The following is a 23766-nucleotide window of genomic DNA, read 5'->3' as shown; positions in this document are numbered from 1 at the left end:
AGGGTCCCGGCACAAGGCCGGGACGCTCAGTTGGCTTAGTAGTTCGATTTCAATTGCACGCAGGTTTCGGTTTCGGTGTTGTACATCCCGCACTCGAGCTCTTTCCAATTGCTGACCAGAACCGCTGATTCTGGCAGGAAGTCTGTCCAGGCATCACCGGGAACTTCTTCGGTTTCACTGATGATATCGAACTGACCATCCTCAGTGATTTCACCGATTAGGACTGGTTTGGCGAGGTGATGGTTAGGCAGCATTTCAGCCGTCCCACCGGTGAGGTTCGGGAATTTCTGACCGTACATGGCCGTGCGCACAGCATCGACATCTGTGGTGCCGGCCTGTTCAACCGCATTTACCCACATGTTGAAGCCGATATAATGGGCCTCCATCGGGTCGTTTGTGACACGATCCTCGCCCATCTTTTCTTTCCAGGCGGCGATGAATGCATCATTGGCCTCAGATTCGGCTGATTGGAAATAGTTCCATGCGGCGAGATGACCCACCAGATTGGATGTGTCGAGGCCGGAAAGTTCTTCCTCACCGACCGAGAAAGCGACTACGGGTATATCGTCAGCCGAAATCCCGGCAGCAGCCAGTTCCTTATAGAAGCCGATATTAGCGTCGCCATTGATGGTCGAAATCACGCCTACTTTCTTTCCATCCGCTCCCAGAGCGACAACGTCTGCGACGATCTTGGACCAGTCTGAATGGCCGAACGGTGTGTAGTTCACAAAGATGTCTTCAGCAGCAATGCCTTTGTCCTTGAGATATTGCTCAAGGATTTTGTTAGTCGTGCGTGGGTAGACATAGTCAGTACCCAAAAGCGCGAATTTCTCTACTCCCAGTTCTTCCAGATAGTAATCGGTTGCTGGGATGGCTTGCTGATTGGGGGCCGCGCCAGTGTAGAAGACGTTTTTGGAGCTTTCTTCCCCCTCGTATTGCACAGGGTAGAACAGCAAGCCGTTGAGTTCTTCGATCACAGGCAAAACGGATTTGCGCGACACAGAGGTCCAGTTGCCGAAGATCACGTCGACCTCGTTCACCGTCAGTAATTCGCGCGCTTTTTCAGCGAACAAAGGCCAATCAGAGGCCGGGTCCACCACAACAGCTTCAAGCTGTTTGCCCAGAACACCGCCTTTTTCGTTTTGCTGATCAATCAGCATCAGCATTGTGTCTTTCAATGTCGTTTCAGAAATGGCCATGGTGCCGGAAAGCGAATGCAAAATGCCGACCTTAATGGTTTCTGCCATAGCGGCAGCGCTGCTAAGCAAACCAATCGAGATAGATGTGAGCGTGATTTTTGTCAGTGACTTCATAAGTAACCTCCGAGCAGGCGATTATACCGCAAGACGCCTTGTCAATTGAGCAGGCCGTCCATACGTTTCCCCCTGCAACTGTTGTTGCATTTCGTGTGGCGACCTTATTGATGTCCAAGTCAGCTGGTCGTCACACACCTTATTTACGCATCATTGCGTATCAGTCGTGGCGAACCGATGAACACGCTTTCCAGCTTGAGCGGCAAATCCAAGGCAGGGTTTAACTGAGCCAAAATTTGCTTTGAGTGTATTTTGAGCAATATCTGTTACGTTTGCACAATAATTGGTCGCCTTATTTGTGGGTCGCGGCTTATCTTTTGTGCAATCCTCAAGCAGCCTAGCTGCGCTTGTTTGTGAGTATACCCATGCTCAAAGTGCCAAAAAAAGACCCTATGGTACGCGGGCGAACTCTCCGAGATCAGTGAAATCAAGGACTTTTGCAACGCTGTCGGTAAGGAAAGCTGCGCGCAATGCGTGGCATTTCCATATTAGGGAGGACTCCATGAGAAAGACTTTGCTGAACACGCTGTCCGTTGTTGGCCTGATGGCTGCGGGCGTTACAGTTGCACAAGCTGACGGTCATAGCGCGCCATTGAAAATCGGCGTTCTGGCTACGCTGGAAGGCACTTACACGGTTCTGGGAGAGGACGGTGTACGCGGAATGAAAACGGCTCTTGAGCAGATTGGGAATAAGGCCGGTGGCCGTGATATTGAATTGATTATCCAATCAACAGATGCCTCACCAGACAGCGCCGTGCGCGGTGCGCGCAAGCTGGTGGAACAAGATCAGGTGGACCTTGTTATCGGACCGCTATCCGGCTCTGAGGGGATTGCGATCCGCGATTATTCCAAGACACAACCGCAAGTGACGTTCATTAACGGTATCTCCGGTGCGCAGGAAACGACCTATGTTGATCCATCCGAAAACTTCTTCCGGTTCAACACGGACGGGGCGCAATGGGGTGTGGGCCTTGGCGACTATGTCGTCAACGAGAAGGGCTGGAAAACAGTCGCGTCTGTCGCCGAGGATTATTCCTTCGCATACACCAATTTCATGGGTTTTGCGATGGGCTTTTGCGAGGCCGGTGGTGAGATTACGGAACGCCTGTGGGTGCCACTTGGTACCAAGGATTTCGGCTCCATCATTGCATCACTGCCTGACGATGTTGATGCGATCTATGTTGGTCTTGGGGGTGGTGATGCAGTTAACTTCCTCAACCAGTACCAACAGGCAGGCGGTGATGCCAATCTGATCGGTGGGTCTATCATGGTGGATGGCACTGTATTGTCGGCAAAAGGCGATGCGAAAGCAGCGTTGATTGGCACACCGTCTTCTGGTCCGCAGGCTGATACTTGGGATGATCCGAAATGGCAGGAATATGTGAAAGCCTATCAGGACACCTTCCCCCCGAAGAGCGTTTCCCAAGCCCGTCCTTGCTGGCAACAGGGTATTACAATGCGACCAACGCAATGGCGCAATGTATGGCCGAGGTCGAAGGTGATCTGAGCGATGATCACGCAGCCTTTCGCAGTTGCTTGTCCGGGCTTGAGCTAGACGCGCCAAACGGCAAGATCACGTTGGATGAAAATCGTCAGGCAATCGGTACAAACTTCGTTATCGAAGTGGTGGAGCAGGATGACGGTAATCTTGCGACCCAGATGGTCGCCGTGAAAGAGGGTGTGAACCAAACATTGGGCATCGACTCGGCTGCGTTCTCAGACATCGGTCTGCCAAGCCGTGACACACCTGAGTGCAAGACCTCTTACTAAGTCATATGTACCAATATCCGGGCGGGTCATAACCGCCCGGATTACATTTCTCAGACAGTTTTGTTTGCTTTTCTGCGGCGGTGCTTGCCATGACGCTGATTACATATCCTTTGCGTGTTCATTTCGCAGATGGTGTTCTGGAGGAAGCCCTGCGGTCCGAGCTTGAGGATCACGGCTTCCAGACCCCGTTGATTATCGGCGATGCTGCATATTCGGAGGGCGAGTTTGCCGAGCGTCTCCATTCGGGGCTGACGCGTCGATGCAAACCAAAACATTACGCGGTTTCCCATAAGACAACAAAGCAGGGAATGGTGCGTGAAATTGGCAGCTTGCTAAAGAACACGCCGTTTGACGTCGTAATAGCTTATGGATCAGCCCGTGCGATTACCTTTGGGCGCAAATGCCGCCATTTGATCCACCAGAACAGGGCGGAACACGGCCATAAAACCAAGTCAGTTGACTTGTTTGCAGTTCCAGGTGTTGACGGTTTGCCCGGTCCCTGCAGACGCGCCAGAGATGATGACGCTGCCTTGCCGGACCCGGCAATCAAATCTGACTTACCGTCAATCCTGATCTGCGATCCGACCGTGACTATTGGTGCTGACAAATCGCAAAGTGCGGCTGCTGCTGTTTACAGCTTTATCAGATGCCTGGAGGCGTATCTGTCCCCTGCCTATAACCCGCCCGCCGATGGTATTGCGCTGGATGGGGTGAACCGCGTTGTCCAGAATCTTTACCGGGTGTTTGAGGGCGAAAATCTTGATGTCCGGCGTGAACTTATGGCGGCGTGTATGAATGCAGTGCTGGCTCAGCAAAAGGGCACCGGGCTGGCCCAATGTATATCAGAAAGCCTTAAAGATACGGGTCAGCTCGATTTGAACACAGGGGATATAGCGCGCCTGTTATTGCCGGCAGTTCTGGAAGCGCAAAGACTGGATGAAACCAAGCAACGCTCTTTATGCAGGATGATCGCAGATCAAGACGCAGTTGATCTGCCTACGGGTGTACAGGACTTTCTGGCTGACATGCCCCTGTCGCCTTCGCTATCTCAATTAGGACTTACCCGTACCGATCTTGGCAAGGTGGCGAAAGATATATCCAGCCAGTCCGGTTTACCCGAAAAAACCGGAGCAAAACAGGTTTTGTCTATTATGGAGTCGGTCTATTGAGCCAGAAAGGAACACCTGAATGAAACCGCTTCTGATCAATGGAGACTGGGTGGATGGTGCCCACGGGGTAGAGAATATCAACCCATCCGACAAGTCTGATGTGATCGATCTCTATGCGCAGGCCGGTGTTTCTGACATGCAGGATGCAATTACTGCCGCGCAAGATGCATTCAAGACATGGGGGTTTTCGACGCCGCAGCAACGCCACGATATTTTGAAAGCTACAGGTGATGAAATCATGGTTCGTCGCGAAGAGATCGGCACGCTTTTGAGCAGGGAAGAAGGCAAAATCCGCGCAGAAGGTATTGCTGAGACGACCCGCGCGGCGCAGATCTTTCACTTCTTTGCAGGCGAAGCCCTTCGGTTAAACGGCGATGTGGTGCCTTCGGTACGCCCGGGTGTCAGCGTCGAAATCACGCGCGAACCCGTTGGTGTTGTTGGGATTATTGCGCCTTGGAATTTCCCTATCGCCATCCCCGCCTGGAAAATTGCACCAGCGATTTGCTATGGCAATACTGTTGTTTTCAAACCGGCAGAATTGGTTCCCGGCTGTGCCTGGGAAATTGCGGATATTCTACACAGGGCCGGGTTGCCTGCGGGTGTTTTGAACCTTGTCATGGGGCAGGGCTCTGTTGTCGGGCAAGCCATGCTGGATGATCCACGTGTGGATGCGATCAGCTTCACCGGATCACAAGCCACGGGCGCCCGCGTTGCTGATGCCTGCATCAAAAACATGCGTAAGTTTCAGCTGGAAATGGGCGGTAAAAACCCGTTGGTCGTGCTTGATGATGCGGATCTGGATGTGGCACTGGATTGCGCCGTGAATGGGGCGTTCTTTTCGACAGGGCAACGCTGTACGGCGTCCTCTCGTCTGGTCGTGACGGAAGGCATTCATAACCGTTTTGTTGAGGCTCTGATTGATCGGTTGAGGGCGCTGAAAGTTGATAATGCGCTCAAGGAAGGCACCGATATCGGGCCTGTTGTAGATGCGACTCAGTTGGCGCAGGATTGTGATTATATTGACGTCGCACGGGCACAAGGGGGCAATTTGCGTTCTGGTGGTGCCCGTGTGGCCCGTGAGACTGATGGATTCTTTCTTGAGCCTGCATTGATCACTGACACGACGCCGGATATGCGTATCAATCGGGAAGAAGTCTTCGGTCCGGTAGCCTCAGTCATTCGGGTACGCGAATATGATGAGGCCCTGCATGTAGCAAATGATACAGAGTTCGGTCTGTCCGCAGGTATCTGCACCACCAGTCTGAAATTTTCCAGTGATTTCAAGCGGAAGTCCGAAGCTGGGATGGTCATGGTCAACTTGCCGACAGCAGGTGTAGACTATCATGTGCCCTTCGGCGGCCGTAAGAAATCCAGCTATGGCTCGCGCGAACAGGGCAGCTATGCGAAAGAGTTTTTTACGATCGTAAAAACCGCTTATACGGCCCCTTAAGGGGGTATTATCGCGGCTAATCCGAAAAACATTACATAACATTGAGTATGATTCTTGTCCTTTTGGGCTTGCCTGATCGTATGTTCTTATGCCGCACTGTCTGGTGTGACGAGATTGCCGCAAGAGCAGCCGTCACAAAGGGAGGAAAAATTATGAGTCACGCAATCTCCGTGTCACACGGAGCATTTGGTCGCGCCGCGCTCTACCGGCTCGATAAGCCGATCATCACACATGCGCATCGTGAAGGCCATCTTATCTTCTATGTGGATGGCGCGCCTTCAAAAATGATTGTGGGTGATAATGTTCATCAATGTAACAAAGAGACAGCCACCGCCGTCAGCCCGTGGGAACCACACAGCTTTGATCTGGAGGACAATGGCGAATGCGTTTGTCTGGTTCTCTATATCAAGCCGATGTGGTTTCTTGAAAACAGTGTATCGGCTGAATACGCCCTGAAGTTTGGCGCAGCTGCGCTCAACATCACGCCCCGGATCAATGAGCTGGTAAAGCGGCTGACAGCACATCTTCTGGATGATGAGGAAAGCACTCAGTTCGATACACTGCTGTTTGCGCTGACCAAGGAATGTTTCGAGACGTCTTGGCGAGAATCCTCAGATGAACAGCTGCGACTGGCCTGCAATCGGTTCAATGATTTTCGGGTGCGCCGGTCGCTGCGGCTAATGCAGGAACGCATGACCGAAGATATCGAGATGGAAACACTGGCACGCAGTGTTGGCCTGTCGCGTCCGCATTTCTTCAAACTGTTCAAGCAGCAGATGGGTGTGACGCCCAATGTCTACATGAACACGCTGCGCTCGGAACAGGCGATTGATGATCTGTTGACGACGGATAAATCCGTAACGGACATAGCGTTTGACCTTGGATTTTCCTCGCAAGCCAGCTTTACACGGTTTTTTTCGTCTAATGTGGGCATTGCACCAAGCGAGTATCGGCGGGTCGCCCATGTCAGTGGTTCCGCTTTTCCGATGATGGGCCAACCGACAAGACTTTCAGGTATGCAATCCCGATAGCACAGGCTCTAGCCTGAACGCAGCGGCGCACCGTGATCAACACTTGGCGCCCGAGGGAGGACATCGTTGATCTGTCTTGCATGCAGTCACTCTGCAAACACTTGGAGTGCATCTGAGGTGCGCCAATGAGGGCGTTTGCCAATCGCAACCCGATATGGGCAGGCATTCTTGCTGTAATTGCCGTTGTGTTGCTGTGGTTGATTTTTGCGATCTGGCCCGAGTGGCTTGTTGACGCCATAGGCCGCAAGAAGATTTTCCTGAATGCATTGTTCAATGGGATCACTCTGGGTGGGCTTTATTTTCTTGTGGCATCAGGCTTCACGCTAATCTTCGGCTTGATGCGCAATGTCAATCTGGCGCACGGGTCTTTGTACCTGTTAGGCGGTTATATCGGTTTCTTTGTCGCGGATTACACGGGCTTTTGGCTTCTAGCTTTCCCCGTGGCTTTCATCGTTGTGGGATTTCTTGGCATCCTGCTGCAAGTTCTGGTGTTCCAGCGGATCGAAGGCGATGATCTGCGCCAGACGCTTGTGACGATTGGAATCTCCATCGTTGTAGCTGATCTGATGCTGTGGGGCTTCGGGGGGATTTCTTCAATATATCACCGCCATCGTGGCTTTCCGGGCCGATGGATACGTTCTTTGTAACCGGCGTGAAGCGGTCGTCGGAGGAACTGATATTCATGAAATACCCGCTCGTGCGCATCGTGATCTTTGCGGCCTCAGTGGTTGTTGGCGTGGCCATGTGGCTGGCCTTAAACAAAACGCGCGTGGGGATGCTGATCCGCGCAGGCGTGGATGACAAAGACATGCTGTCAGCCACAGGGGCGCGTATTCAACTGGTCAATATGGGCGTCTTTGCTTTTGGCGCGGGGCTGGCTGGCATCGCGGGTGTTGTTGGCGGTACGTTCCAATCCGTTGCACCGGGCGAGGATATCCGCTTTCTTCTCGCCTCGCTTGTCGTCGTTATCGTGGGCGGCATGGGCTCGATCCCCGGTGCTGCTTTGGGCGCACTTCTGATTGGTCTGGCCGAACAATTCGGGTCGGTTTATTTCCCACTTATGCTGTGGTTCTGACGTTTTTGATCATGGTCGTTGTGCTTGCTTTCCGGCCCCAAGGCTTGATGGGGCAGAGCTGACATGGCAGTGATCGAGAACAATACCGTACAGCAAAGCCAAAGCCTGTGGTTTGAGCGTATTCCGGCAGGTTATTGGGCGCTGGGCATATTGCTTCTGATCATCCCAAGTTTCGCATCGAATTTCGTGATGTACCAGATTTTTGGATGGACCTTCATTCTGGGCATGATCTCCCTCAGCCTGATGTTTCTGGGCGGCTATGGCGGTATGGTCAGCCTTGCTCAGATGACATTTGCAGGAACAGCTGGCTATATGGTGGCGATCTTTGGGGATAGCGCGATCACCGATATCTCGCTGGGCTTTCCGTGGTGGATCACGATCCCGCTGGCGCTTTTGATCACTGTTCTTTTCGCCACGGCAATCGGGTGGCTCGCAGTCCGGACTGAGGGTATCTACACGATCATGATCACACTCGCCATTGCGGCGGCGTTCTTCTATTTTACTCGCCAGAATTACGATTTGTTCAATGGCTTCCAGGGCTTCAATGGTATCTTTCCGCCCGAACTGTTCGGCGTAAATTGGCGCGGGCCTAAAGCGTTTTACTATATGACGCTGTTTTTTGCGGTGCTCAGCTACGTGGTTGTTCTCTATATCTCGCGCGCGCCATTCGGATTAACCTTGCAAGGGGTGCGTGATAACCCGCGCCGTATGGCCGCTTTGGGCTATAATGTTACAGCGCACCGTGTAGCAGCCTATGCTTTTGCAGCTATTCCCGCAGGCATTGGCGGTATCCTTCTGACATGGCAATCGGCACAAATCAGCCCCGGTACAATTAGTATTCAGGCAGCCATCGATATTCTTGTCATTGCTGTAATTGGAGGGCTTGGCCATCCCATCGGGGCGTTTCTTGGCGCGTTCGTTTATGTGCTGCTCAAAACCTTCGCCATTGATGTGCTGGTCGCCCTTGGTCTCGGGGGCGAGCGGTTTCAACTGCTTATCGGTTTGGGTTTTCTTATCATTGTGTTCTTCTCGCCAGATGGGCTTCTGGGACTATGGAAACGGTTGAAAGACAGCCGTAGCAGAGACCCGCTGACGGGTGAGGCGAAAGGGGGCGCGATGCTTGATGAACGCGCTTCCGTTGCTGACCGCTTGGGTGCGACCGGCACCGACAACGCGCTGGAGCTGCGCAATATTTCCAAAAAATTTGGTGCGCTTGTTGCCTTGGCCGATATCGACATGACGGTAAAACCGGGCGAACGTCGCGCGGTTCTGGGATCAAACGGTGCAGGCAAGACGACGCTGTTTAACTGCATAACCGGGGATTTCCCGCCCTCTACCGGGTCGATAAAGTTTTTCGGCGAAGACATCACGATTTTCCCGGCGCATGAACGCATCCGGCGGGGCTTGCGGCGGACCTATCAGATTTCGCTTCTGTTCACGGGCCTAAGCGTTATCGATAATATTTATCTGGCCTGTCGCGGCGTCTCGCGCGGGCGGTTTTCGTTCATACGACCGCGCCACGATGATGCTTTGATGCAAACTGCCTACGATTTGGTGCGTGTTGTCCATTTACAGGATGTGCAGGACACGCCCGTGTCCGAGCTGTCTTATGGCCAACAACGTCAACTTGAAATTGCAATGGCTCTGTCTGGCGCGCCGCGTTTCATTCTGTTTGATGAACCCGCTGCAGGGTTGTCCCCGACCGAGCGAAGCGAGCTGATCGAAATCCTCACCGGCCTGCCAAGCCATGTAGGCTATATCATCATCGAGCATGACATGGACGTCGCGCTACGTGTGTCTGATCAGGTGACAATGATGCATAACGGGCGCATCTTCAAAGAAGGCAAACCGGCCGAGATCGAAGACGACCCCGAGGTTCAGGCGCTCTATCTGGGGGCGGCGATGAGTAGTATCCTCGAAGTCCGTGACCTGAATGTCTATTACGGCCAATCCCACGCCTTGCAGGGCGTAAACCTGACGCTGGATCATGGTGTTTTGTCTGTTGTGGGTCGCAACGGGATGGGTAAGACCACGCTATGCAAAGCGATTATGGGGCTGGAACCCACCGCGTCTGGGGCAATCAGTTTTAACGGACACTCGCTGGCTGGCCTTAGCCCGGCTGAAATCGCGCGGCTTGGCATCGGATATGTCCCGCAAGGGCGGCGCTTGTGGAAATCGTTGACGGTGGACGAACACCTAAAACTGGTCGCGACACGCGGCGGCGCGTGGACTGTGGAGCGTATATATTCTACCTTTCCCCGTTTGGCAGAGCGCAAATCCAACGGTGGTGGTCAGCTATCGGGCGGCGAACAGCAGATGTTGGCGATCGGGCGTGCGCTTTTGTTGAACCCCAAACTGCTTGTGATGGACGAGCCGACCGAGGGTCTTGCCCCCGTTATCGTTAATCAAGTGGCCGAAATGCTGATCCGTCTGGGGCAGGAAGGTGATATCGACGTTCTGGTGATCGAGCAGAATATCGGCGTGGCCTGCTCGGTTGCGGAAAAAGTGGCCATCATGGTCAATGGCAAGATCAACCGCGTGATGGATGCGGGTGTCTTATCGGCGGATCGTGATTTGCAGCAGGCGCTTCTGGGTGTCGGACGTCACGCCCATGACGAGACGCCAGAGCCGGGCGAGGTGGCGCAACCGGCCACGGAAGAAGAACATCACAAAGGCCCCGTCAAACTTTACCTCTCAAACCCGAAGACGCCCACCCGTTGGACACCGCCTGTGCCTGTGCGCGTTATCGAAAGTTCCGCGCGGACCGTCACACAGGTCGAAAGCGTCAGTCAGGCCACACCGTTGCGCATGGATGCGGCGAAAAACGGTACGGTCTATATCTGCGGCACACTTGATACCAAGGGCGATGAGCTGCGCTTTATGCGCGACATCATCAAAGGCTATGGGGTGCGCGTGGCGCTTGTTGATCTGTCGACCTCTGGCAAACCGTCAGGTGCGGATGTGCCGCCCCATGCGGTTGCGGGTTTCCACCCGCGTGGGGCATCTGCTGTGTTTACCGGGGATCGCGGCACCGCTGTGGCGGGTATGACGAAAGCCTTTGAGCGGTGGATGTCGGGACGCGAAGATATCGCGGGGCTTATCGGCGCAGGGGGCTCGGGCGGGACAGCGCTTTTGGCCCCTGCGTTCCGCATTCCGCCCGTGGGCGTGCCCAAGATGATCGTCTCGACCGTGGCAAGTGGCAATACTGAGCAGTATGTCGGACCTTCTGACATCACGATGATGCACTCGGTCGCCGATGTTCAGGGCATCAATTCGATCACCCGCGAAGTGCTTGGTAATGCCGCCCACGCTGTCGCTGGCATGGTCAAAGGACGCCAGAACATACGCCCCACAGAGAATCGCCCCGCGATAGGAGTCACCATGTTTGGCGTCACGACGCCCCTTGTGCAGATGGTCACGGGCGAGTTGGAAGAAGACTATGACTGCCTCGTTTTCCATGCCACAGGTACAGGCGGTCGATCGATGGAAAAGCTTCTCGCATCGGGTATGCTCGACGGTGTTCTTGACCTGACCACAACCGAGGTCTGCGACATGATCGCGGGCGGGGTTTTTGCTGCCAACGAGACGCGTTTTGATGCCGCAATCGAAAGCGGTCTGCCGTTTATCGGCGCTTGCGGTGCGCTTGACATGGTCAATTTCAATGCGCCCGAAACAGTACCCGAGAAATATCGCGGCAGGCTGTTCTACGAGCATAACCCGCAGATCACGCTGATGCGCACGACGGTCGATGAAAATATCGCAATGGGCCGTTTCATCGGTGAAAAACTGAACAAGATGAACGGGATTGTGCGGTTTTTCCTGCCAGAAGGTGGGGTGTCGCTACTCGATGCGCCGGGGCAACCGTTCTGGGATCCGGCGGCTGATAAGGTATTGTTTGACACGCTGGAAGAAACGGTGCGCCAAACAGCGAACCGCCAATTGATCCGCGTGCCGCACAACATCAATGACCCTGAATTTGCTGACCTCGTGGTCAAGACCTTCCGGTCTTTCCACGCCGTTCCACGACACGCCAAAGGAGCCTGAGACATGCTGCATGACCGCGCCACATTGATGAAGAAGTTCCGTGCCATGCGCGATGCGGGCGAGCCGATTATCGGCGGCGGTGCTGGTACGGGGCTGTCGGCAAAATGCGAAGAGGCGGGCGGCATTGACCTAATCGTCATCTACAACTCGGGCCGCTACCGCATGGCTGGGCGTGGGTCTTTGGCAGGTTTGATGCCTTACGGAGATGCGAATGGAGTGGTGATGGAAATGGCGGGGGAAGTCTTGCCAGTGGTCAAAGACACCCCCGTTCTGGCGGGTGTCTGCGCGTCGGATCCGTTCCGCCTGATGGACAAGTTTCTTGATGACGTGGCAGCCGCGGGTTTCTCAGGCGTTCAGAATTTCCCAACTGTTGGTCTGATCGACGGAAACTTCCGCGCCAATCTCGAAGAAACCGGCATGTCCTACCAGCTAGAGGTCGATATGATCGCGGCTGCCCACAAGAAGGGCTTGCTGACCACGCCTTACGTCTTTTCAGAAGAAGATGCGAAAGCGATGGCCGGCGCAGGCGCTGACATTATTGTTGTGCATCTGGGCCTGACAACCGGCGGCTCTATCGGGGCAGAAACGGGCTGCACGCTGGAACAGGCCCCGGCGCTGACCGATGCCTGGGCGAAAGCGGCGCTGGATGTGAACCCGGATGCGATCGTCCTTGTGCACGGTGGTCCAGTCGCCATGCCAGAGGACGCTGATTTCGTCCTGAAGAACACCAAATACTGCCACGGCTTTTACGGCGCCTCTTCGATGGAGCGTCTACCGACCGAAGTGGCGCTGACAGAACAAACCAAGAAATTCAAGGAAATCGGCCGCTAGGGCCGGGGAGGAATCATTATGACCGGAGAACTGATTGGACAGCTGATCTTGTGGCTGATCATGGCGGTGATCGTCATTTTCATCCTCTACTGGGTGATGAACTGGCTCTATCGCCGCTCGACCAAGGAAGTCGCTTTCGTGCGAACGGGCTTTCTTGGTGAAAAGGTCGTCATTAATGGCGGCGCTTTCGTGTGGCCAATTATTCATGACATCACCCCGGTCAATATGAACTCGCTTGACCTGCATGTGAAACGCGAGCGGGAAACCGCGTTGATCACCAAGGATCGGATGCGTGTCGATGTGGATGCATCGTTCTATGTGCGTGTGAAACAGGACAAACCGTCTGTGTCATTGGCGGCCTCAACACTGGGGCGCCGCACGTTGGAGCCTGAACGTATCCACCAGTTGCTGTCCGGGCGCTTCGTGTCTGCCCTGCGCACGGTGGCAGCGGAAATGACGATGGAAGAGCTGCATATGCAGCGTAATGACTACGTCCAACGCGTGTTGGAAACCGCGCAGGAAGGGCTGAACGCCAACGGGTTGGAGCTGGAAAGCGTGGCCATTCTGGACATCGACCAGACTGATATTGAGTATTTTAACCCATCGAACCGCTTTGACGCCGAAGGTCTGACATCCGTGATCGAAGCCATCGAGGGGCGTCGCAAACTGCGCAATGACATCGAACAGGACACGATGATCAAGATCCGCGAGCGCAATCTGGAGGCTGAGAAACAGTCGCTTGATATCGAGCGCGAAAGCGAAAGTGCGCGTCTTGAGCAAGAGCGCGAGATTGAGTTCCGCCGCGCACAGCAACGCGCTGAATTAACCCGCGAACGTTCTGAGCGAGAGAAGGAAGCCGAACAGGCGTCGCTCTTGTCCAAAGAGGCGATTGAGACATCACGGATCGCCAATGACGAGATGATTGCCGAAGCCCGTATCGCGTCGGAACGCAAAATCCGCCAGCAGGAAATTGAGCGCCAGAAGGTGATCGACGAGGCCGAAATCGCCACGCGCGAACAGGTTGAAAAGGCGCGGATTTCCCAAGAACGTGTTCTGGCCGAGACGCGGATTAAGTCTGATAAGGACACACAATCTGCTGATATTGCCGCGAAAGAGGCCATTGAGAAGGCGCGCATTGCGCAAGAGAAAATTCTGACGGAAGCACGCATTGCCAAAGATCAGGAAACGCAGTCAAAAGAGATCGAGCGTCAGCGGGTTGTTGATGAGGCCGATATTTCAGCCAAAGAGGTGATCGAGAAGGCCCGCATCGCGCAGGAGCGTGAAATTACGCAAGCGCGGATCGAGCTTGAGCAGTCGACCCGCGAAAAGGAAATCGCGCGCAATCTTGCTGTCGAAGAAGCTGACATCGCAGCACGTGAAGCGGCAGAGAAGCTGCGGATCGCGCAGGAAAAGACGGTTTCAGCCGAACGGATTAGCTCGGACAAGGAAACGCGCCAGCTTGAAATCCTGCGTAAGCAGGCGCTGGATGAAGCGCAGATCGCATCAGATCAGGCGACAGAAGCTGCACAAATCGCGCGCGAGAAAGCGTTGGCCGCGGAACGGATCGCCTCGCAACAGGAAACACGTCAGCGCGAGATTGATCAGCGCAAGACGCTGGAACAGGCCGAGATCGTGGCGCAGGAAGAGACCTCGAAAGAACGGATCGCGCAGGAAGAACGTGTTCGTGCCTTAGAGATCGCGCGCAACAAGGCCGTCGATGAGGCAGAAATTGCAGCACGTGAAGCTGTTGAAAAGGCACGCATCGCGCAGGAAAACCAACTGGCTTTGGAACGGATCGAGGCACAGGAGAAAACGCAAGAACGCGACGTTGCCCGCACCCGTGCCATTGCGCGGGCTGAGACTGCAAAGTCCGAGGCTATCGAGGCCGGACGCATCGCCAAAGAGAAGAAGGTCGCTGCCGAACGTATCGCATTTGAACAGGACCAACGCGAGCGTGAGATAGCCCGCAACAAGGCCGTAGATGTGGCAAATGTGAGCGCGCAAGAAGCGGTCAGCGCCGCGCGGATCGCCGAAGAGGCCAAGACCCGCGCTGCCGAGATCGCGAAAGAAGCCGAGATCAGATCGCGCGAGATCGAGAAGAACGAGGCTGTGGAAGCGGCCGAGATTTCCTCACGTCGTCTGGTGGAACAACAACGCATCGAGAAAGAAGCGGAAACCACCGCCGAGAAGATTGCGCGGGATCAGAAAATCCGTGATCTCGAAATTGAGCGCAACAAGGCGTTGGATGCAGCTCAGATTGCGGCCGATGAGGCCGTGGAAGCTGCGCGCGTGGCGAAAGAAAAGACCGTCGATGCAGAACGTATTCTGGCCGAACAGGAAATCGACGCCAAGAAATTGGAACGCAAGAAGGTTCTGGAACAGCTTGAGATTGCACGTGTTCAGGCGTTGCGCGAAGCCGAGATTGCGTCTCAGGAAGAGGTGGAGCGCGCCAAGATCGCCTCTGAGCGGGGTCTGGATGATGCGCGGATTGGCCATCAGACCGAGCGTCGCCGCCTGGAAATCGCACGCGAGAAGGCTGTTGAAGAGGCCGGCATGGAAAAGGCTATCGCGCTTTATCAGAAATCGCTGGATGAAAGCGCTGCTGCCGTAGAGGCCGAAAATGCCCGCGCGCGGGCGGTTGAAGCTGCTGAGAAGGTTAAAACTGTCACTGACAGCGAAATTGCCGAACGGCGCAAGAAAGTCGGCGTCACGGCTGCCGAGTTGCAAGCCGAAGAAAAACGTATTGCCGCCGAGGCCGAGAAAGTCCGTGCGGCAGTCGAAGCCGAAGCCGCAAAGCTTATCAACGAAGCAGAGAATGTGCTTACCGACGAAGCGCGTCACAGCCTTTTCAAACGCAAGATGCTGGAGCACGTGGAAGGCATCGTCAGCGCTTCAGCCAAGCCGCTTGAGAAGATCAATGATATCAAGATTATGCAACTGGGTGGGTCTGGCACGCAGGGACTCGACTGGGCGCAGAACGGGGGCAATGGCGGTTCCGGCGGAGGGGGCGGTGGAAGCCCAACTGATGAGGTCATGAACTCGGCCCTGCGCTACCGCGTGCAGGCACCATTTGTGGACAGTCTTTTGACCGATATCGGGATTGACGGCTCTAACATCTCAAAATCGGATATTTTCCGCAACGCATCTGACATGACCCGCGCAAATTCCGAAATTGCGCGCGCCGAAGCAGCCAAGAAGAAGGGTGACACATAATGGCGCGGGTCTTCGTTTCCAGCGTTATCAATGCATCTGCTGACCGAGTCTGGGACCGCGTGCGCGATTTCAACGCATTGCCCAAATGGCACCCGCGCATCCGCGACAGCCGGATCGAGGACGCGCTGCCGGGCGACAAGGTCGGCTGCATCCGCAATTTTCACCTGCAATCGGGGGATAACCTGCGTGAGCAGCTTCTGGGTCTGAGCGATTACGACATGTTCTGCACCTACTCGATGCTTGAAGGCCCGATGCCGCTGGAGGATTACGTCGCCACCCTGCGTCTGACGCCCATCACTGATGGGGAACGGACATTTGCGGAATGGTCCGCCGAGTTTTCCTGCGATCCAAAGGACGAAAGTGATCTGGTGAACGGGATCGGAACAAACGTGTTTCAGGGTGGCTTCGATGCACTTAAACGGCATTTTGGGGGCTAAGTCTTGGTCAAAGTCATTCGTAGCACTGTTCTGGAGGCGCCGATTGAGGTGGTTTGGGATGTCTTGCGCGATTTCAATGGCCACGACCAATGGCACCCCGCGATTGCAGATAGCCAGATCGAGCGGGGGCGCGATGCGGACCGCGTGGGCTGCGTGCGCAAGTTTCACCTGACCGATGGCTCAGAGCTGCGTGAACAGTTGCTGACCCTTTCCGACATGGAAACCAGCTATTCCTACTGCCTGCTGGAGACACCCATCCCACTGTTCAACTACGTCTCTCACGTTCGGCTGATGCCGGTGACAGAAGACGACCACACGTTTTGGGAATGGGAAGGCTCTTTTGATGTGCCTGCTGGGCGTCGCGATGAATTGGCCGAGATGGTCGGTGAAAATATCTATCAGTCCGGGTTCGATGCGATCCGGGCGCATATGGGACTGGAGGCATAGATGCTGAGTGTCGAGACCTATCCAACACTAGGCGAGGCCGCAGGTGCGGTAGGCCAGGGCGCGCAATATCTTGCGGGCGGAACCTTGGTGATGCGGGACGTGAATTACGGTGATCAGAGCTTTTCACGCATCATTCGATCCGGGCAGGTCGACCGTGACATTCGCGCAGATGCTGGTGGCTTGCGGATTGGGGCAGGGACCACAATGGCAGGTATTCTGGCGTCTCGCGATGCGGAGTTTTTGCATCCCGTTGCCCGCCAGGTCGGCGGTCCTGCTGTGCGGAACATGGCGACGGTTGGCGGCAATCTCTTTGCGCAGCACCCTTATGGTGATTTTGCGACGGCTCTGCTGGCGCTGGACGCGCAGATACATTGGGCAGATGGCCGGACGGAACCAATTGAGGGCTTTTTTGCCGGGCGTGACAACGCGCGCGGTCTTGTGTCTCATATCACTTGCGCGCGGCCCAATGCGGGCGACTTTCGATGGCTGAAAATCTCTCGCGTGAAGCCCAAGGGTGTTTCCGTCATGTCGATAGCAGCGTGGTTGCCGGGTGGCGCGCGCCCGTCAAATGTGCGTATCGCTTTCGGGGCAATGGGACCAACACCTTTGCGCGCCAAGGCGGCAGAGGCCGCGTTGAACGGGCAATCGCTTGATGAGGCGGGCATAGCGCAGGCATTGACGGTCTGCACGCAAGACCTCGCCCCACAGGACGACCCGCTGGCAAGCGCATGGTACAGGCAGGAAGTCGCGCCGGTTCATCTGAAACGTCTACTTCTGGGAGGGCGCAGCTGATGGCCAAGACCCCGATCACCTTCACGCTAAACGATGCTGAAACTGCGCTATTTGTTGATCAGGGCGCAAATCTTTTGGATGTGCTCCGCCGTGGTGCAGGTGATTTGACGCCCAAACATGGCTGCGGGCAAGGAACTTGTGGCGCTTGTACGGTCTTGATCGACGGTGTGCCGCATCTGTCGTGCCTGACTTTGGCCGAAACAGTTCAGGATCGCCGGATCGACACCGTTGGTGGGCTTGCCGGAGGGCCTGATCTGCATCCATTGCAAACGGCATTTATGGAAGGGTTCGCGGCCCAATGCGGGTTCTGCACCGACGGGATGTTGCTAGCCGCCAAGGCGCTTTTGGACAAAAATCCAAACCCGACGCGCGACGAAGTGACGGAAGCCATTTCGGGCAATCTGTGCCGTTGCACCGGCTATGAGCCGATTGTCGATGCAATCCTGACGGCGGCAGCACGAATGCAGGGGAGGACCGCGTGATGAGCAGCATTGAATTCCGCAAAGACCTGTTTGCTGATGAGCGTGACGACGATCTAAAGGAAATCGGCAAGCCGACAATCCGTCAGGATATTCTGGGCCACGTGACAGGGCGCACGGCTTATTATGATGATCACCTGTTCGACGGACTTTTGCATATGCGCGCTGTGCGCTCGCCGCACCACCATGCGCGTATCCGCTCGGTCGATACCTCGGCTGCTGAGCGCATGCCGGGTGTGCGTAAGGTGGCCACGGCTAGGGATGTTCCGAATAATCTGAACACGCTGTTAGCGCTGATTAATTTCGGTAAGGATGATGAACCGCTCTGCGCCTCTGAGACAGTGAAATACAAAGGCGAAACGGTGGCTTGGGTCATTGCCGATACCGAACGTCTTGCGCGGGACGCCGTTGCCCAAGTACGGGTTGATTACGAGATCTTGCCCCATGTTCTGGACCCCGAAGAGGCGCTGGCCCCGAATGCGCCTGTGGTCAATCCAGTCTACCCAAACAATACGTTCGACTACCACGGCACCTATGATCACCAGAAATTGCGCTTTGGCGATGTGCAAAAAGGCTTCGCCGAAGCGGATCACATCGTAGAGGCCGAATATCAGATGTCACCGATCGAGCAGGCCCCGATAGAGACATGTGGCGCGATTGCGGCCCCTGAGACCAATGACCGATATGTCTGCCACACCAATACGCAGGCATTGTTCTTCTCGCTGGGAACAACAGCGAAACTGCTGGATATGGCATCATCGCGATTGCATTTTATTGGTGGCACGGCGGGCGGCGGTTTTGGTGGTAAGGTGGATTCCATTGTCGAACCTACGGCGGTTCTTGGCGCGGTTTTGACCGGGCGGCCCGTGAAATTTGCTTGGGACCGGGAAGAGGAGATGCAGGTCGGTGCCCCGCGCGGGGCAGAACGCTGGCGGATCAAGGACGGTGTGATGAATGACGGGCGTATCGTTGCGCGCGAATTCACCGGGTTCTTTGATAGTGGGGCTTACATCCGCTTGAGCTCTTACGCGATCATCAAAGGAACCGGGCATTTACCAGGGCCTTATACGATCCCGAATGTTGCCTCGAATGTGTATTGCTGTATCACAAACCGCACACCTGCGACGGCGATGCGTGGGTTCGGGATTACGGGTGTGGATTTCTCGATTGAAGTGCAGATGGACCGGGTCGCCGAGGCGATTGGCATGAACCCGATAGAGCTGCGGATTAAGAACGCCTACCGCGATGGCGATATGAAGGCGCATCGACGGGTTGCCAAAAATACCGCGCTGATTGAATGCTGTCAGGTGGCCGCTGGCAAAGCAGGATGGGCGATTTCGGGCGAGGCTGCGGCTGCGTCCTCATTGCAGGGCGGCGGTGGGGATCGCGCTTTGATCCCGGAGACAGTGACAGATCAGGAAGGTCGCATCGGCGAACGGCGTGCCGGGCGCACCGCAACGACCGCGCCGGCACAGCAAGGGTCTGGCCGGGTGGCCGCTGGGACGTCAAGCCCCGGACATGTGGGTGCACCAGTGCAAAACCCTGATATGCAGATCGACGCTGAACGTGTGGGCCACAAGATCGCCGCACAAATGGGCAGTGCGGCTGAGACGGCCCCGCCACCTGCGGTGAGCGTGCCCACCCAGCCTCCCGCAGCTTCGACGCCACCACCGCCAGCGCCGACATATACCAGCCCGCCGCCGGTCGCGCCCGCCCCGGCCCCGGTTCAGGCCACTGTGCCTGCGCCGCCGGAACCCTATAAGCCTGAAAAACCCTTCTCTCGCGGGGTCAATAAGCCGGGTCAGTCCCGGTTCCTGTCCGGCACAAGGAGACGTTAGAGATGGCTATTCACAAAGGCCGCGGCTTTGCCTGCATCAACTATCCGATTGGCATGAACCTTGGGGGGGATCCGTCTCAGGCGCTGGTGCATTCAACACCAGACGGGAAATTCATGGTCGCATTAAGTTCGATTGATCTGGGCCAAGGTATGAAATCTGTCACACGCCAGATTGCGTCCGAGACTTTGGGTGTCCCGGTCGAGGATGTCTATGTTGACACCGCTGACAGTGATACCGGACCGCATTGCATGGGGTCTTTCGCCTCTCGCGGGACACACCGGGTTGGCAATGCGGTAATCCGGGCGGCTGCGGAAGCGCGCAAACAGATGTTGGAAGCTGCGGCGGAGGAGTTGGAGGTCAACGCGTCCGATCTTGATACGGATGGGCGCGGAAATATCCATGTGAAAGGCGCAGAAAGCCGCTCGATCACGGTTGCGGATACGGCGATTGCGGCACAGTTCAAGCAGGGCCGCACCTTGTCAGGGCGCGGAATTTTCTGATCCCACCGTCTGACGCGGACCCCGAGACCGGCGAGATGTCCCCCGTGACCTGTTTTGCCCACGCTGCGTTGATCGTCGATCTGGAGGTCGATGACGAGACCGGCGAAGTTGAAGTAAAAGAGATAAATTCCGCCTATGAGGTGGGCCGCGCTTTGAACCCAAAACTGGTGGAACAACAGCTTATCGGTGGCGCGTGGATGGGTGTGTCCCATGCGCTTTATGAGACGACGGAGCCCTACTATCCCGACCGCCGCGAAGGCCCCGAAGACTTCAATACCTACTTGATGCCGGGTCCGGGCGAGATCGTGCCCCATAACGTCGCCGTTCTGGAACGCCCCGCCCAGGATGCACCCTATGGTGGCAAAGGGCCGGGCGAGATGTGTGCGAACCCAGTACTGCCGGCGATTGCGAATGCGGTTTACAACGCCGTCGGGGTCCGCGTCGACGCATTGCCGATCACGCCCGAGAAGGTGTTGCGCGGCATCAAGGCGCAAGGTGGCGCACAGCCCAAGGGCGTGCCGCATTAATGGCGGTCAGGCCAAATATCGCGGGGATCGACAGTCCCGAGGCGCTGCAAAGCGCGCTGGTGGCGGCGCAATATCTGGCCGATGATGCCCTGTCGACTGCGGCCTATCTGTCGCTTGCTTTGCAAAAACCGATGCTTCTGGAAGGCGCACCGGGGGTAGGCAAAACCGAAGCTGCGAAAGCGTTAGGTGGCGTCTTGGGCCGCAATGTGATCCGGCTGCAATGCTATGAAGGTATTGACGCGGCGGCGGCGCTTTATGAGTGGAACTACCCCCGTCAGATGCTTGCGATCCGGCAGGCGGGGGAGGATTATCTAAACCTTTATGACGAACAGTTCCTACTGGCTCGCCCGCTTTTAGAGGCGTTGCGCAATCCCTCTCAAAGCCTTCTTCTGATTGATGAAATCGATCGCTCGGATCACGAGTTTGAGGCGTTCCTGCTGGAATTTTTGTCTGACTTCACGATTTCCATTCCCGAAACAGGCACCGTGCGCGCGACGGAACCTCCGGTTGTGGTGCTGACCTCGAACCGCACGCGTGATCTGCACGAAGCACTGCGCCGGCGCTGTGTGTATCACTGGATCGACTATCCCGATGCCGCACTTGAGGCGCAGATTGTCATGGCTCGCGCGTCCACGGTTGCGCAGGCAACGGCCGAGGCAGTGGTCGCTTCGGTTGCCCATCTTCGGGCTGAACCATTGGCAAAGCCGCCCGGCGTGGCTGAAACCGTTGAATGGGCAGAGGCCGCGACATTACTGAACCAACAAGGTGCGCGCTGGCCCGATGCGTTCCGCCGCTCTATCGGGGTGGCTTTGAAGGACCATGATGATCTGACTTATATGATGCCACGCCTAGAAGGCATTTTGCCGGGAGAGGCCGCATGACCCTTCCTCGCGCGTTGGAACCTATGGTGAAATTCGCCCAAACCTTGCGGCTTGCGGGATTTGCGATCTCACCCGATCAGACCTCGGACTATATTACGGCGATTGGCATCCTTGGTCCGCGCAATATGCAGGACATCTGGCGTGCGGGGCGGGCTGTGTTTTCAATCCCGCCAGAACGCTTACAGGAATATGATGCGTTGTTTCGGGCTGTTTTCATGGGCCAGACGGTCGCGGCACCGGTCGAGGGTGAAGATGAAGACGAGGTCGAGGTCTATGAGCCTACAGGTGAGAGCCAAGAGGTCGAGATCGCAGAGGAAGAGACCGAGGTCGGCGCAGAGCCTGTGACGACCGAGAAGCTTGGCCGCCGCGCCCTGAGTGAGCAGGGGGAGGTCGATGCGTTGGCTCATTTTATACGTCATGCCCCTGCCGGGCTGCCGCGCCGCACCTCTTACCGACGTCGGGCCGCCAAACATGGTGATCGAATGGATATGCGCCGGACCTTGCGCGAGGCGGTAAAACGCGAGGGCGAGGTGATCCGGCTTTACGAGACTAAACGCAAGACGCGTCAGCGTCGCGTGCTGCTGCTGGTTGATGTGTCCGGGTCTATGAAAGACCGCTCGGACGCGTCGATGCGGCTGGCCCATGCGGTGGTGCAGGCTGCTGATCGCGCCGAAGTTTTCACGTTAGGCACGCGGCTGACGCGGATTACGGCGGCATTGAAACCTGCTGATCGGGCGCAGGCCCTTCAGCGGGCATCAAGCGCGATTGCGGATTTTGACGGCGGCACGCGGATTGGCGAAGCTTTGCAAGCCTATCTTGCCGTGCCGCGCTTTGCCGGTTTCGCGCGCGGGGCGGCTGTTGTGGTTCTGTCAGACGGCCTTGAGCGTGGCACGCCGGAGGCGATGATTGACGCTGTAACCCGCCTGTCGCGGATTGCATGGCGATTGGATTGGTTGACGCCGTTGGCCTCCGACACCTATCGGCCTGAGACCGAAGCCCTGCAAGGCATCCTGCCGTTTATCAATGACTTAGGCGACGGGTCCGACACCGCTGCCATCACTGACCACATCCTGAACCTAGCGAGAGCCGCATGATTGATGCCCACCACCATATTTGGCTGCAAAAAGACCTGCCCTGGCTGCTTGGCCCCGAACAGCCGCGCATTTTTGGCAGCTACCGCTCGATCATGCGCGACTATGAGATCGACGAATATCTGAGCGACCTCAAAGGCACTGGCATCAAGAAATCGGTCTATGTGCAGGCCAATTGGGCACCTAATTGGTTCGAGGACGAGGTCGCGTGGGTGCAATCTGTGGCTGATACCCACGGCTGGCCACATGGTATCGTGGGGTTTGCAAACTTTATGGTCGACGATGTGCGGCCTCAACTGGATCGGTTGCAGAAATACGGGCTGATGAGAGGTATCCGTCAGCAACTTCATTGGCACGAAAAGCCGATGTACCGCTTTGCGCCGCATGCGGATGTCGCGCGCGACGGGCGTGTGCAACGCAACGTGGCGCGATTGGCTGACTATGGGTGGAGCTTCGATTTGCAGGTCTTCGCGGACCAGATGGATGGCGCGATTGAATTGGCGGAGACGGCCCCCGATGTGACCTTCATTCTGCAACATGCCGGGATGCTGACGGATTTGTCGGACGCCGGTTGGACCCATTGGCGCACGCAGATGGGCAAACTCGCGAAATGCGACAACGTGGTCACGAAACTCAGCGCATTTGGGACATTCGTTCATAGAAACGACCCCGAGCTGATCGCCAAAATGATTTCCGAGACGGTGAAAATCTTCGGAGCAAAGCGCTGCATGTTCGGCTCCAACTTTCCGATCGAGAAGATTTGGACCAACTACAAAGACCTCTTTGATGCCTTCCAGCAAGGCGCAAGCACGCTGCCAAAGGCACAACAACACGCAATATTCAATGACACCGCCCAGCGGGTCTACGGGTTATAAGGG

At 56.1% G+C, this 23766-nt stretch carries 21 protein-coding genes; 20 read left to right on the top strand and 1 reads right to left on the bottom strand.

The window, feature by feature from the left end:
* Window positions 1-35 precede the first annotated feature (35 nt).
* Entirely contained in the window at window positions 36-1313 is a 1278-nt protein-coding gene (gene urtA, locus ACZ1HF_RS07480; protein WP_472656902.1) for an urea ABC transporter substrate-binding protein, read from the bottom strand.
* A 502-nt stretch (window positions 1314-1815) separates the two neighbouring features.
* Here urtA and ACZ1HF_RS07475 point away from each other — a divergent pair.
* From ACZ1HF_RS07475 to ACZ1HF_RS07380, 20 genes are all read left to right on the top strand, one after another.
* Window positions 1816-2820 carry an ABC transporter substrate-binding protein gene (locus ACZ1HF_RS07475; RefSeq protein WP_472656901.1) on the top strand — a complete coding sequence of 335 codons (1005 nt, stop codon included), beginning with the start codon at window positions 1816-1818 and terminating at the stop codon, window positions 2818-2820.
* Complete coding sequence (locus tag ACZ1HF_RS07470; protein WP_472656900.1) at window positions 2796-3083, top strand: hypothetical protein; 288 nt, start codon at window positions 2796-2798, stop codon at window positions 3081-3083. The genes ACZ1HF_RS07475 and ACZ1HF_RS07470 overlap by 25 nt, the downstream gene beginning before the upstream one ends.
* Window positions 3084-3172: 89 nt before the next feature.
* Window positions 3173-4252, top strand: a complete 1080-nt coding sequence (locus ACZ1HF_RS07465; RefSeq protein ID WP_472656899.1) for a dehydroquinate synthase/iron-containing alcohol dehydrogenase family protein — start codon at window positions 3173-3175, stop codon at window positions 4250-4252.
* A 19-nt stretch (window positions 4253-4271) separates the two neighbouring features.
* Window positions 4272-5702, top strand: a complete 1431-nt coding sequence (locus ACZ1HF_RS07460; protein WP_472656898.1) for an aldehyde dehydrogenase family protein — start codon at window positions 4272-4274, stop codon at window positions 5700-5702.
* Window positions 5703-5854: 152 nt separating this feature from the next.
* On the top strand, window positions 5855-6733 hold the full coding sequence (locus ACZ1HF_RS07455; protein ID WP_472656897.1) for a helix-turn-helix domain-containing protein: 879 nt from the start codon (window positions 5855-5857) through the stop codon (window positions 6731-6733).
* A 125-nt stretch (window positions 6734-6858) separates the two neighbouring features.
* On the top strand, window positions 6859-7380 hold the full coding sequence (locus tag ACZ1HF_RS07450; RefSeq protein WP_472656896.1) for an ABC transporter permease subunit: 522 nt from the start codon (window positions 6859-6861) through the stop codon (window positions 7378-7380).
* Window positions 7381-7415: 35 nt separating this feature from the next.
* A complete protein-coding gene (locus ACZ1HF_RS07445) occupies window positions 7416-7808 on the top strand; it encodes a branched-chain amino acid ABC transporter permease (protein WP_472656895.1) in 393 nt (130 codons plus the stop codon).
* A 63-nt stretch (window positions 7809-7871) separates the two neighbouring features.
* Window positions 7872-11852 carry a Tm-1-like ATP-binding domain-containing protein gene (locus ACZ1HF_RS07440; protein ID WP_472656894.1) on the top strand — a complete coding sequence of 1327 codons (3981 nt, stop codon included), beginning with the start codon at window positions 7872-7874 and terminating at the stop codon, window positions 11850-11852.
* A 3-nt stretch (window positions 11853-11855) separates the two neighbouring features.
* Window positions 11856-12683 (top strand): phosphoenolpyruvate hydrolase family protein, encoded by an 828-nt coding sequence (locus ACZ1HF_RS07435; protein ID WP_472656893.1) that lies wholly within the window; start codon window positions 11856-11858, stop codon window positions 12681-12683.
* 18 nt (window positions 12684-12701) lie between these two features.
* Window positions 12702-15896, top strand: coding sequence for a flotillin family protein (locus ACZ1HF_RS07430; protein WP_472656892.1), 3195 nt, complete (start codon window positions 12702-12704; stop codon window positions 15894-15896).
* Window positions 15896-16333: an SRPBCC family protein gene (locus ACZ1HF_RS07425; protein WP_472656891.1), complete on the top strand. Its 438-nt coding sequence runs from the start codon at window positions 15896-15898 to the stop codon at window positions 16331-16333. Before ACZ1HF_RS07430 ends, ACZ1HF_RS07425 begins: the two co-directional genes overlap by 1 nt.
* Before the next feature lie 3 nt (window positions 16334-16336).
* Window positions 16337-16780: an SRPBCC family protein gene (locus ACZ1HF_RS07420; protein WP_472656890.1), complete on the top strand. Its 444-nt coding sequence runs from the start codon at window positions 16337-16339 to the stop codon at window positions 16778-16780.
* The gene (locus ACZ1HF_RS07415; RefSeq protein WP_472656889.1) at window positions 16781-17572 is read left to right on the top strand and encodes an FAD binding domain-containing protein; all 792 of its coding nucleotides are present in this window, start codon (window positions 16781-16783) and stop codon (window positions 17570-17572) included.
* Window positions 17572-18054, top strand: coding sequence for a (2Fe-2S)-binding protein (locus ACZ1HF_RS07410; protein ID WP_472656888.1), 483 nt, complete (start codon window positions 17572-17574; stop codon window positions 18052-18054). The genes ACZ1HF_RS07415 and ACZ1HF_RS07410 overlap by 1 nt, the downstream gene beginning before the upstream one ends.
* Window positions 18054-19889 (top strand): xanthine dehydrogenase family protein molybdopterin-binding subunit, encoded by a 1836-nt coding sequence (locus ACZ1HF_RS07405; RefSeq protein ID WP_472656887.1) that lies wholly within the window; start codon window positions 18054-18056, stop codon window positions 19887-19889. The genes ACZ1HF_RS07410 and ACZ1HF_RS07405 overlap by 1 nt, the downstream gene beginning before the upstream one ends.
* Before the next feature lie 2 nt (window positions 19890-19891).
* Complete coding sequence (locus ACZ1HF_RS07400; protein WP_472656886.1) at window positions 19892-20389, top strand: molybdopterin cofactor-binding domain-containing protein; 498 nt, start codon at window positions 19892-19894, stop codon at window positions 20387-20389.
* A 35-nt stretch (window positions 20390-20424) separates the two neighbouring features.
* Window positions 20425-20916 (top strand): molybdopterin cofactor-binding domain-containing protein, encoded by a 492-nt coding sequence (locus tag ACZ1HF_RS07395; RefSeq protein ID WP_472656885.1) that lies wholly within the window; start codon window positions 20425-20427, stop codon window positions 20914-20916.
* Window positions 20916-21797, top strand: coding sequence for an AAA family ATPase (locus ACZ1HF_RS07390; RefSeq protein WP_472656884.1), 882 nt, complete (start codon window positions 20916-20918; stop codon window positions 21795-21797). The genes ACZ1HF_RS07395 and ACZ1HF_RS07390 overlap by 1 nt, the downstream gene beginning before the upstream one ends.
* Entirely contained in the window at window positions 21794-22891 is a 1098-nt protein-coding gene (locus ACZ1HF_RS07385) for a vWA domain-containing protein (RefSeq protein ID WP_472656883.1), read from the top strand. The genes ACZ1HF_RS07390 and ACZ1HF_RS07385 overlap by 4 nt, the downstream gene beginning before the upstream one ends.
* Window positions 22888-23763 (top strand): amidohydrolase family protein, encoded by an 876-nt coding sequence (locus ACZ1HF_RS07380; RefSeq protein ID WP_472656882.1) that lies wholly within the window; start codon window positions 22888-22890, stop codon window positions 23761-23763. Before ACZ1HF_RS07385 ends, ACZ1HF_RS07380 begins: the two co-directional genes overlap by 4 nt.
* Window positions 23764-23766 lie beyond the last annotated feature (3 nt).

The sequence above is a fragment of the Litoreibacter sp. GN1-5 genome (assembly GCF_055693805.1).
The sequence above is the reverse complement of the archived record's forward strand: the minus strand, read 5'-3'. Positions and strand labels throughout refer to the sequence as shown.

What these genes read in the sequence shown, in the direction of transcription:
- urtA (WP_472656902.1), bottom strand. Translation starts at nt 1,313, where the DNA reads ATGAAGTCACTGACAAAAATCACGCTCACATCTATCTCGATTGGTTTG.
- ACZ1HF_RS07475 (WP_472656901.1), top strand. Translation starts at nt 1,816, where the DNA reads ATGAGAAAGACTTTGCTGAACACGCTGTCCGTTGTTGGCCTGATGGCT.
- ACZ1HF_RS07470 (WP_472656900.1), top strand. Translation starts at nt 2,796, where the DNA reads ATGGCCGAGGTCGAAGGTGATCTGAGCGATGATCACGCAGCCTTTCGC.
- ACZ1HF_RS07465 (WP_472656899.1), top strand. Translation starts at nt 3,173, where the DNA reads ATGACGCTGATTACATATCCTTTGCGTGTTCATTTCGCAGATGGTGTT.
- ACZ1HF_RS07460 (WP_472656898.1), top strand. Translation starts at nt 4,272, where the DNA reads ATGAAACCGCTTCTGATCAATGGAGACTGGGTGGATGGTGCCCACGGG.
- ACZ1HF_RS07455 (WP_472656897.1), top strand. Translation starts at nt 5,855, where the DNA reads ATGAGTCACGCAATCTCCGTGTCACACGGAGCATTTGGTCGCGCCGCG.
- ACZ1HF_RS07450 (WP_472656896.1), top strand. Translation starts at nt 6,859, where the DNA reads ATGAGGGCGTTTGCCAATCGCAACCCGATATGGGCAGGCATTCTTGCT.
- ACZ1HF_RS07445 (WP_472656895.1), top strand. Translation starts at nt 7,416, where the DNA reads ATGAAATACCCGCTCGTGCGCATCGTGATCTTTGCGGCCTCAGTGGTT.
- ACZ1HF_RS07440 (WP_472656894.1), top strand. Translation starts at nt 7,872, where the DNA reads ATGGCAGTGATCGAGAACAATACCGTACAGCAAAGCCAAAGCCTGTGG.
- ACZ1HF_RS07435 (WP_472656893.1), top strand. Translation starts at nt 11,856, where the DNA reads ATGCTGCATGACCGCGCCACATTGATGAAGAAGTTCCGTGCCATGCGC.
- ACZ1HF_RS07430 (WP_472656892.1), top strand. Translation starts at nt 12,702, where the DNA reads ATGACCGGAGAACTGATTGGACAGCTGATCTTGTGGCTGATCATGGCG.
- ACZ1HF_RS07425 (WP_472656891.1), top strand. Translation starts at nt 15,896, where the DNA reads ATGGCGCGGGTCTTCGTTTCCAGCGTTATCAATGCATCTGCTGACCGA.
- ACZ1HF_RS07415 (WP_472656889.1), top strand. Translation starts at nt 16,781, where the DNA reads ATGCTGAGTGTCGAGACCTATCCAACACTAGGCGAGGCCGCAGGTGCG.
- ACZ1HF_RS07410 (WP_472656888.1), top strand. Translation starts at nt 17,572, where the DNA reads ATGGCCAAGACCCCGATCACCTTCACGCTAAACGATGCTGAAACTGCG.
- ACZ1HF_RS07405 (WP_472656887.1), top strand. Translation starts at nt 18,054, where the DNA reads ATGAGCAGCATTGAATTCCGCAAAGACCTGTTTGCTGATGAGCGTGAC.
- ACZ1HF_RS07400 (WP_472656886.1), top strand. Translation starts at nt 19,892, where the DNA reads ATGGCTATTCACAAAGGCCGCGGCTTTGCCTGCATCAACTATCCGATT.
- ACZ1HF_RS07395 (WP_472656885.1), top strand. Translation starts at nt 20,425, where the DNA reads ATGTCCCCCGTGACCTGTTTTGCCCACGCTGCGTTGATCGTCGATCTG.
- ACZ1HF_RS07390 (WP_472656884.1), top strand. Translation starts at nt 20,916, where the DNA reads ATGGCGGTCAGGCCAAATATCGCGGGGATCGACAGTCCCGAGGCGCTG.
- ACZ1HF_RS07385 (WP_472656883.1), top strand. Translation starts at nt 21,794, where the DNA reads ATGACCCTTCCTCGCGCGTTGGAACCTATGGTGAAATTCGCCCAAACC.
- ACZ1HF_RS07380 (WP_472656882.1), top strand. Translation starts at nt 22,888, where the DNA reads ATGATTGATGCCCACCACCATATTTGGCTGCAAAAAGACCTGCCCTGG.